Below are 9,287 nucleotides of genomic sequence, written 5' to 3'. Positions count from 1 at the left end.
CGCGCGCACACTGATAGAACACAACCTGCTCGACGAACTGCGGATGGTAGTTTTCCCGGTCGTGCTGGGATCCGGCCTGCGTTTCTTCGACGAGACCAGCGACAAGAAGCCGCTGCACCTGGTCAACACACGAAAGATGGGTGACGGCCTGCTGTTCTACACCTACGAATTCGTGCAAGGCTAACGGATGTAGACGGCGACGAAGTCGCGTTCGTCGGTGTCGAAGTAGCGTCCCCCGTTTCGACGGAATTCGGGGAGAAGCTTGATGGCGGGCGGGTTGATGGGGTCGCGGATGCTGTCGTAGGTCATGAACGAGACCCAGGCCAGCAACAGCGGGATCCGCTGGTTGTGGCCAGTCGCGATACCCAGCTGGGCTGGATCTCCTCGGAAGCCCACATCCGCGACCTGATCACCGAACTCGAACTCGGTCCCCGATGACCAGCGTGATGCCCCGAGGAACAGCCCTCAGGGCATCACCACGTCACCGCCGTAACACGCACCCACTCAATACCGCGGAAAAGACCTCCACAGCAGCGTAATTCGGTCACCAACAGACGCTAACGCCAGTTTCCGTTCAACTGGACCCCACATGCCGTGAACAAGTCGGTCGTGACCGCGCGCCGGATCGCCGATATGGATGCGACGCCTGCAGCGCAAGGTCGTTGTCCGTGAGCCAATTTCCGACGGCTCGGATCGAGATCTCAGCAGGCCACGCCGTCGAGGTGCGGCTTGCGGCCGGTTTCGGCGGCGCGCACGGCGGCGGCGATGGCGACGACCGGCGGCACCCAGCGGGCCTCGGCCGGGGAGATTCCCCAGCAGGCCGCACCGGCCGAGAGCCGGGTCGGCGGCAACGGGATGCTCGCACCGCCGGTGTGCACGATCGCGCCGACCGCGCGCAATGCGCCGATCGCCTCCGCGGCCTTGGCGGCGCCGACGACCAGATGGATCTCGCGGCGCTGCGCGCCCGGAATCTCGATCACCGGACCGGACAGATTGTTCGCCCGCAGGAACCGGCGCACGGTGGCGGCCAGTGTGCCGGTGAGTTCGATGGCCGATATCTGCTCGTCGGTGATCAGGCAGACACCATTGACCGTTTCGGCGACGGTCCACCCACGTCGGCGGCAGTCCTGAACCGTATCCGAAGTGGCCTCGGTGACGGAACTCGGAAACGTCGTGGGCACTGTCTTCTCCGTTCTGGGTCAACCTGCGACCATCAGCGTCACATCCCTACCTGGGCATCAAATCTGTTGGCGCTTAGAGTTTCCCAACAGATTTCTTACGGCCCCGATTCTGCGGGGTTCGCAGGGCCGGTGACATCGGCCTATGGTCGCGGCCGGTGTCCTCCTTTGGTAGGACACCGGCGCCGGAATCATCCGGGTAGACCCCAGAACTGCCCGTGCAGTCCCACCTGGGCGAAATAGGCCGTGGCCGAGGCCGGATCGCGCCGGGTGTACCCGGATTCCATGCGCCCGGCGTACCAGTCGCTGGCCAGCCGCCACAGCGTGGCCAGGTCCATGACGTAACCCGGTGTCTGCCCGGTGTTCTCGAGCCAGGTGTCGACGCAGTCGGTCGAGCAGAACAGGCGCTGGTTGGCGCAGCTGTGCACTACGTCGTCCCAGATGCGGGGGACCGGGGTGAGGAAGTGGGCCACCTGATCACCCGCGGGCGGAGCCGCGCGGCCAACCACCCAGGCGTGCGGGGTGTCGCAGGCCGGGCAGCGCGTGGCGACCAGCACGTCCGGCTCGTCGTGGAGCAGGTGTGGGATGGCGAAGGAATCCCATGCGCAACCGCCCCACCACAGCGTGCCGGTGCCCATTACCGAGAAGCCGAGCGGGATGGCGGCGAAGGGGTGCGCCATGAGGATCCGGTCACGGTCCTGTTTGTCGAGGACCAGATCGCGGTGTTCGTGCAGCGCTGCGAGCGCGTCGCGAACCTCGGGGTGCGCGAGTCCGGTCTCGGCTGCGAGATCCGCTGGGGCAGGGGCGGTTCCGGTGCGGGCGAAGTGGGCGTACACCGCCACGCGGACCTGTTCCCGCTGCATCGCGGAAGGATCGTTCATTGCTCAACCTCCTGACACAAGTGCGGTGTCCCGGCCTCGGCCCCGGCGGATCGGAAGTCTTGAACGCTGGTGCGGCGGGCGCGACCTACCCGAGTCGGCGCGCTACCTCGCCGAGTCCAGTGGCTATGGCCTCCTGCTGTTCGGGGCTCAGCACATCGATGAGCACGCGACGGACCGTTTCGACATGGCCGGGAGCGATCTGCTCGAGACGGTGACGGCCGTCCGTGGTGAGAACGGCGGTGACACCGCGGATATCGGTCGGACAGGCCTCGCGGCGAACCAAGCCGGACTTCTCCAGCTGCGTAACCTGGTAGTTCAGGCCGCTTTTCGAGGTGTAGAGCGCATCAGCGAGTTCGGTCATCCGCAGTTGGCCGTCCGGGGCGGCGGCGAGGCGGACCAGGACTTCGTACTGGGTGTGCGAAAGCCCCTCCTGTTTGAGGTGCTGTTCGACCTGACGGCCGACGAGTGCCCAGGCCGCAAGGAAGCCCTGCCAGGCGCCCATCTCCCGATCATTGAGCCATTTCGGATCAGCCACGGCACCCACCCTACTCCTGTTGTTCAAATTTGAACAACAGGCTATAGTCGCGTGGAGTTCAAATTTGAACTACTTGGATGGAGAGCAGTGATGAGTGCAGTTTCGCGTCGCGATTCGATGAGCGGTGAGTCCGGGCAGATGCCGGTGCTCTACCTCTCGCACGGTGCGCCGCCATTGGCCGACCACCCGCGGTGGCCCGGGGAGTTGGCCGCGTGGTCGCACGAATTGCCCCGGCCCACGGCGATTCTGATGATCTCCGCACATTGGGAGGCCGCGCCGATCGCGCTCGGCGCGACCACCACGGTGCCGCTGGTCTACGACTTCGGCGGCTTTCCGGAGCGCTACTACCGGGTGCAATACGCCGCGCCCGGGGCGCCGGAACTGGCGGACAAGGTGCGCAAACTGCTCAGCGGCGGCATGGTCGATGTCCCGGATCGCGGGCTGGACCACGGCGCCTATGTGCCGCTGAAGGAGATGTATCCGGATGCCGATATTCCGGTGCTGCAACTGTCGATGCCAACGCTGGACCCGCAACGGCTGCTGGCGATCGGCCGCAAACTCGCGCCGCTGCGCGCCGAGGGTGTGCTGATCATCGGCAGCGGCTTCTTCACCCACAACCTGCGTGCCATCACCGCCGATGACGAGCACGTCCACAGCTTCACCGCCGAATTCGACGACTGGGGCCGGGAAACCCTCGCCGCCCATGATCTCGACGCCCTGCTCGACTTCGAAAACAAGGCCCCCGCGGCACATCTCGCGCATCCGCGCACCGACCATTTCGCACCGCTGTTCGTCGCCCTCGGCGCGGGCGCGGACGATCTGGCCGACCAACGCACCGTGATCGATGGGTTCTGGCTGGGCATGGCCCGGCGCTCCATCCAGTTCGGCTGATCCACCCCTGACGAAAGGCATCCAGATGACCGCAACGCTCACCGCCCCCGCACCGACCTCCGAAACCGCAACCCCCACACAGACTTACGACCTCGGCCTGCTGGTGCTGCGCCTGGCTGTCGGCCTCACCATGGCCGCCCACGGCGCCCAGAAACTGTTCGGCTGGTTCAACGGCGGTGGCCTCACCGGAACCGGCAAGTTCTTCGAAATGAGCGGCTACCCCGCGGGCAAAACAATGGCCGCCGTCGCCGGACTCACCGAAACACTCGGCGGCCTCGCCCTGGCCATCGGCCTACTCACCCCCCTCGCCGCCGCAGCGCTGGTCGGCACCCTCCTCAACGCCATCGCCGTCAAATGGAGCGGCAACTTCTTCGCCCCCAAGGGGATCGAATACGAACTGATCCTCACCCTCGCCGCCGCCTCCCTGTCCCTGACCGGCCCCGGCCGCTACGCCTTCGACCGGTTCATCCCCGCCCTGCGCACCCACCGCCTCATCGTCGGCTTCGCCGCCATCGTGCTGGCCCTGGTCACCGCAGGCGCGATCCTCCTCATCCGCAACTAACCCATCCCCCGAAACTGCACTATCTCCCCAGGCTCCGCCCGCCCCCTGACGCACCCCGACCCGCCCGGCAACATCGCCGGGCGGGTCTTTCGCATCCCACCCGAACACGCCGGATAGTCATCGAGAATGCGCTGGTGCAGGTGCGTTCTCGACGTTTACCTGCACGAGCGCATGGTGAGCGTTTGTCCAAGTTCTAGTGGGGGGAGTTGTGCGTAGGGGGCGACGGGGCGACGCCTGGTGTTGGCAGCGGTGCTGTGAGGTTCGGGGGTGCTTCGGGAGGTCGACGGTCAGGGGGCGATGTCAGCTGTTTTGGTACGGATTTCGACGATTGGGAGGGTGAGGGCGGTTGGTGCGTCTGCGGGGACGACGGGGTTGTTGGGGGCGATGGGGTGGATCTGGTGGTAGGCGACGTCTTGTGGGGGGCGGTGATCTTGTTCGCCCTTGTTGGGCCAGTAGGCGGCGGAGCGTTCGGCCTGGGCGGTGATGGTCAGGGAGGGGTTGACGCCTAGGTTGGCGGAGACGGCGGCGCCGTCGACGATGCTGAGTGTCGGGTAGCCGAAAACTCTGTGGTAGGCGTCGATTACGCCGGAGTTGCGGTCCGCGCCGATGGGGGCGCCGCCGAGGAAATGGGCGGTGAGGGGGATATTGAAGACTTCGCCCCAGCTGCCGCCTGCGACACCGCCGATTTCGTCGGCGACCTTGCGGGTCACCTCGTTGCCCGCCGGAATCCAGGTCGGATTCGGTTCACCGTGGCCCTGTTTGCTGGTGAGTTTGCGGCCGAAGAGGGTGCGCTTGGTATAGGTGGTGATGGAGTTGTCGAGGTGCTGCATCACCAGGGAAATGATGGTGCGTTCGCTCCAGTTCTTCACGCTCAGGAAAGTGAGGAGGGTGAACGGGTTTCGCACGACCTGGCCGAGGAAGCGCAGCCAGCGCGGTATTCTGCCGCCGCCATCGACCATGAGAGTCTGCAACAGCCCCATCGCATTCGAGCCCTTGCCGTAGCGAACGGGTTCGATATGGGTGTCGGCGGTCGGGTGGATCGATGAGGTGATCGCGACGCCCCGGGTGAAGTCGACATCCGGATTCACCTTGCGGGTGGCCGCGCCCACAATGGATTCGGAGTTGGTGCGGGTGAGTTCGCCCAGCCGGTTGGACAATTCGGGGAGTACGCCCCTATCGCGCATGGCGTGCAACAGCTTCTGCGTGCCGAGGGTGCCCGCGGCGAGTACGACCTGGCCCGCGGTGTAGGTGTGCGGGCGCTTGCGCACCCACGCGCCGGTGCGTTCGGTCGAGACGTCCCAGGTGCCATCGGGCAGTGGGCGGAGCGAGGTCACCGTTGTCATCGGGATCACCTGTGCGCCAGCCTTTTCCGCGAGGTACAGGTAGTTCTTGACCAGGGTGTTCTTCGCGCCGTGACGGCAACCGGTCATACATTCACCGCATTCGAGGCAGCCGGTGCGGTCGGGTCCGACGCCGCCGAAGTACGGATCCGCCACCGTTTTTCCCGGTTCGCCGAAGAAGACACCGACCGGGGTCTGTACGAAGGTGTCGCCGACGCCCATATCATCGGCGACTTTCTTGAACACTTCGTCCGCGGGTGTCAGATGCGGGTTCTGCACCACGCCGAGCATCTTCCTCGCGCGCTCGTAGTACGGCGTGAGTTCCGCGCGCCAGTCGGTGATATCGCGCCACTGCTGGTCCTGGAAGAACGGCTCCGGCGGCATGTAGAGAGTATTCGCGTAGTTGAGTGAACCGCCGCCGACACCGGCGCCGCCGAGGATCAGCACATTGCGCAGCGGGTGGATGCGCTGGATACCGTAGCAGCCGAGCTTGGGTGCCCAGAGGAATTTGCGCAGGTCCCAGCTGGTTTCAGGGAGTTCGTCATCGGAATAGCGACGACCCGCCTCGAGCACCCCGACCCGGTAGCCCTTCTCGGTCAGCCGCAGTGCCGTAACGCTGCCGCCGAATCCTGAACCGACGACGAGTACGTCGAAATCCGTCGCCCGCTGGTCCATGTGGTGCTCCTCGATCTGTGTCGCCAGTGACACCGGTAACACTACTACCGAGTAGCTAAGCCTCGCTCGAGGGTTCAGAGCTGGGATTTCACCAAGCGACGGTGGCCGCGATGGCCTGGTCGATGGGTGTCGGGTGCGGGCCGAGGCGCTGTTCGCTGGCGGTGGAGTCCAGTACGAACGGGCGGGTGACCCGGTAGCTCATCTCGAAATGGGTCGAGGAAGTCCGATGCGGCAGCGCGCACGACAGCATGAGCCTCGCGGGTGTGCAGCAGCTGGGTCCGGACCTCGGGCTTGCCGAAATCGTCAGTGCGGGGGAGGCGAGCATGTTGCCACCGCACCCCGAGGTAAAGAGCGGTGCTCGCATTAGTTGACATTGCTCTCACCGGCGCGCATGGTGATGCGTATGGCGACGACACCACGGGCCCGTGCCAGGGCCCAGACCATGAACGATATCGTCCGGATCGGACGCGAACATCTGGCCACCGATGGCGCGGCCGCACTGTCACTTCGCGCCGTCGCCCGCGATCTCGGTGTCGTCTCCTCGGCGGTCTATCGCTACGTGCGCAGCCGCGATGAGCTGCTGACCCTGCTCGTGATCGATGGCTACAACGCACTCGGTGACGCGGTGGACGCGGCGCTGGCCGATGCCTCCGACGATCCGATCGAGGGGCTGCGCATCGTCGGCCGCACCGTGCGTGCCTGGGCGCTGGCCGAACCCGCCCGCTATGGGCTGTTGTTCGGCACACCGGTCCCGGGCTACGACGCCCCGGCGGAACAGACCACCGTCCCCGGCACCCGGGTGATCACCACCATGCAGAACCTGTTCGCCCGCGCCTACCACGCGGGTGTGCTCACCGCTCCGGCACGGGAGCGGCCGATATCATCGGCGCTCGCAGGCAATTTCGCGATCATCAGAGCCGTCTTCGGTCACGACGTCCCGGACTGGCTCATCGCCCGCGGCGTCACCATGTGGACCGGACTCTTCGGTGCCGTGAGCTTCGACGTCTTCGACCAGTACGGCACCGATAGCTTTGCCGATCGCGCCGAACTGTTCGAGCTCCAACTGGAGGGCCTGCTCGAACAACTCGGCTACCACGGCTGACCGCGTCGCGTTCAGGTGATGAGGCGAGGCGGCGGCGCGCCGTGCGGGCCGCAGTCGATCGCCGTGGCGTAAGTAGTTCTTCTGGAACGGAATCAGCTCATGCTGCGCGGCGTCGACGACCTCGGCGGCCGAGAGCGTGGCCGAGCCTGTCGGTCGCAGTCCGACCCGTCCCGCGCCGCGCAAGGTCGCGCCATCGGGCCGCGTCGAGGCGATCGCGTACCGCGCCGCGCCCGCACCCGCCCAACTCCCCGATGACATCGCCCACGCCGAATTGTGGCTGCCACCACCGGTGAAACCACCGCAGATCCGTTCCCTGGTCGCCGCGTCACCCGCGGCGAACAGGCCGGACACCGTAGTCGCGCAGTCGTCGTCGACGATATCGATGCCACCGGTGCCGCGCAACGTGCCCTCGGCGAGCAGGTCGACCTCGAAACGGTCGGTGAACGGGTTGATACCGCGCCGATCGAACTGCAGGAAGAAGTTCGGCTGCCCTAGCCGCATCTGTGACGGGTACTTGCCCTCCACCGCAAGGCGATTCATATTCGTATAGGTCTGATCGAGAACCCGGTCCAGCCAATAGTGGTCGGCGAGATGGCCGCCGAGCGCCTCTCGACTCGCCTTCGCATTCGCCCGCGCCGTGGCCTCCGGGGCGACGTACCAGACACCGGTGCCGGAAGGCGCTGTGGCGCCACTGGTTCCGCAGTAGCCCTTATCGACCAGGGTCACCCCGGCCCCGGCCTCGCGCGCGTGGATGGCCGCCCATGTCGCGGCCGGACCGCCACCGATCACCAGGACGTCGGTGTCGGTCTGCCAGAGTTCACTGATGCGTCTGCTCCTGAGGCGTCGGGATTGCGGCCGAAGAATGGGCAATCATCAGCGGAATGCGGGGTCAGCGCAGGGAATTCGAAATCTACGAGGGTCATCGCCTTCGCAAAACCTTTCGAATCAGCGCGATTTGACGCTCGGATCATCGATGCGCGAGAAATCCGCGCAGCGGGCGCAGAACCATTGCCGCACCCGACGCGCCCGGCGATAGTTCTGGCCACATCCGGATCGGTAGAAATATCAGGAGGAACCATGACTGCCGCCGATCAACCCCGTTCGGGTGCCCAAGCGGTCGACCGCGCGATCCATGTCCTGAACTGCTTCGAGGGCGATGATCCGGAACTGTCGGTGAGTGAACTGGCCCATCGCGCGGGCCTGCCGGTCAGCACCACCTATCGGCTGGCCCAGGCGCTGGTCCGGGGCCGGCTGCTGGAGCAGGATCCGGCGACCGATCGCTACCGCATCGGCCAGGGGCTCGCCGCACTGGCTCGGCCAGCACTGTCGCGATTGGGTATCGACGCGGCCGCACCGCATCTGTATGCGCTGGCCGCGGGCATCAAGATAACCGTCAGTCTGAGCATTGCCGATGACCGGGACGCGGTCACCGTCTTCCAGGCCCGGCCGCCGGTGTACTTCTGCCCCAACCAACTGCCGCGTGCCCGCCAGCCCTTGCGATCCAGCGCGGTCGGGCACGCGCTGCTGGCGTTCGCGCCGGTGCGAGCCCCTGCCGACGGGCCGGCCCGGCAGCCGACACCGCTGCCGCCCCCGGATCTGGATCGCGTGCGTCGCAGCGGTTTCGCCGAGGAGATCATCGAGCGCGAGGATCCGGTGCGCTCGGTGGCGGTGCCGATCCTCGGTCCGGACAAGCAGGTCCGGGGAGCGCTCGGCGTGCAGGCTCGTTCGGTACGTCTCAATGCGGAATTGGTGCGGGGTATCGTGCCAGCGATGCGCCAGATCGCGGTGCGGATCGCTCCACTGTTCGATTCGACCACCGTCATTACCGATGCGCCGGTCGAGTTGTACTCACGGTGATTTTCACAATGTGAAATCGCCATTGTCGCCCGGCAGGGTCGACCCCACCATGGACACACAGCCGCGGGGTCGCCGCTTGTACCCAATCCACGAAGGTCGTTGAGATGGTTGAATCCATTGCGCTGATCCGCCGTCGCACGGTGGATCTCATGCGCCTCCCACACGGAGTCTGTCGCGCCTGAATCCGCGGTCGCCGAAGAACGGTAGCCGCATTCGACAATCAGGTAATTCTCGCGCTCAGCTGCCGTCGCGGTGTGACCGCTGCC

Annotated in this window: 10 protein-coding genes and 1 pseudogene; 5 read left to right on the top strand and 6 right to left on the bottom strand. The window is 65.9% G+C overall.

Annotated features, from left to right (window positions below):
* A partial coding sequence (locus ABZW16_RS12580) for a dihydrofolate reductase family protein (protein WP_354955167.1) occupies nt 1-184 on the top strand: 184 nt, incomplete at its 5' end.
* Here ABZW16_RS12580 and ABZW16_RS12575 read toward each other — a convergent pair.
* From ABZW16_RS12575 to ABZW16_RS12560, 4 genes are all read right to left on the bottom strand, one after another.
* Nucleotides 181-396, bottom strand: a complete 216-nt coding sequence (locus tag ABZW16_RS12575; protein ID WP_354955165.1) for a hypothetical protein — start codon at nt 394-396, stop codon at nt 181-183. The two genes, ABZW16_RS12580 and ABZW16_RS12575, sit on opposite strands and share 4 nt — an antisense overlap.
* Nucleotides 397-701: 305 nt before the next feature.
* The gene (locus ABZW16_RS12570) at nt 702-1,181 is read right to left on the bottom strand and encodes a hypothetical protein (RefSeq protein WP_354955163.1); all 480 of its coding nucleotides are present in this window, start codon (nt 1,179-1,181) and stop codon (nt 702-704) included.
* A gap of 188 nt (nt 1,182-1,369) precedes the next feature.
* Nucleotides 1,370-2,059 carry an organomercurial lyase gene (merB, locus tag ABZW16_RS12565; protein ID WP_354955161.1) on the bottom strand — a complete coding sequence of 230 codons (690 nt, stop codon included), beginning with the start codon at nt 2,057-2,059 and terminating at the stop codon, nt 1,370-1,372.
* An 85-nt stretch (nt 2,060-2,144) separates the two neighbouring features.
* The gene (locus tag ABZW16_RS12560) at nt 2,145-2,594 is read right to left on the bottom strand and encodes a MarR family transcriptional regulator (protein ID WP_354955159.1); all 450 of its coding nucleotides are present in this window, start codon (nt 2,592-2,594) and stop codon (nt 2,145-2,147) included.
* A gap of 90 nt (nt 2,595-2,684) precedes the next feature.
* Between ABZW16_RS12560 and ABZW16_RS12555 the strand changes: the two genes are divergently transcribed.
* Complete coding sequence (locus tag ABZW16_RS12555) at nt 2,685-3,485, top strand: class III extradiol ring-cleavage dioxygenase (protein WP_354955157.1); 801 nt, start codon at nt 2,685-2,687, stop codon at nt 3,483-3,485.
* Nucleotides 3,486-3,510: 25 nt separating this feature from the next.
* Nucleotides 3,511-4,047 carry a DoxX family protein gene (locus ABZW16_RS12550; protein ID WP_354955155.1) on the top strand — a complete coding sequence of 179 codons (537 nt, stop codon included), beginning with the start codon at nt 3,511-3,513 and terminating at the stop codon, nt 4,045-4,047.
* Between the two features lie 287 nt (nt 4,048-4,334).
* On the opposite strand, the gene ABZW16_RS12545 is transcribed toward ABZW16_RS12550, so the two are convergent.
* Nucleotides 4,335-6,062 carry a GMC family oxidoreductase gene (locus ABZW16_RS12545; RefSeq protein ID WP_354955153.1) on the bottom strand — a complete coding sequence of 576 codons (1,728 nt, stop codon included), beginning with the start codon at nt 6,060-6,062 and terminating at the stop codon, nt 4,335-4,337.
* Between the two features lie 403 nt (nt 6,063-6,465).
* On the opposite strand from ABZW16_RS12545, the gene ABZW16_RS12540 reads away from it, so the two are divergent.
* On the top strand, nt 6,466-7,164 hold the full coding sequence (locus ABZW16_RS12540; protein WP_354955151.1) for a WHG domain-containing protein: 699 nt from the start codon (nt 6,466-6,468) through the stop codon (nt 7,162-7,164).
* Between the two features lie 42 nt (nt 7,165-7,206).
* Here the strand turns inward: ABZW16_RS12540 and ABZW16_RS12535 are convergent.
* Nucleotides 7,207-7,989, bottom strand: a pseudogene (locus ABZW16_RS12535) (FAD-dependent oxidoreductase); the annotation flags it as partial.
* Nucleotides 7,990-8,241: 252 nt separating this feature from the next.
* Between ABZW16_RS12535 and ABZW16_RS12530 the strand changes: the two are divergent.
* Nucleotides 8,242-9,021: an IclR family transcriptional regulator gene (locus ABZW16_RS12530; protein WP_354955149.1), complete on the top strand. Its 780-nt coding sequence runs from the start codon at nt 8,242-8,244 to the stop codon at nt 9,019-9,021.
* Nucleotides 9,022-9,287: the final 266 nt, after the last annotated feature.

Source organism: Nocardia sp. NPDC004604, assembly GCF_040609795.1.
In the GTDB taxonomy this organism is placed as follows: domain Bacteria; phylum Actinomycetota; class Actinomycetes; order Mycobacteriales; family Mycobacteriaceae; genus Nocardia.
The sequence above is the reverse complement of the archived record's forward strand: the minus strand, read 5'-3'. Positions and strand labels throughout refer to the sequence as shown.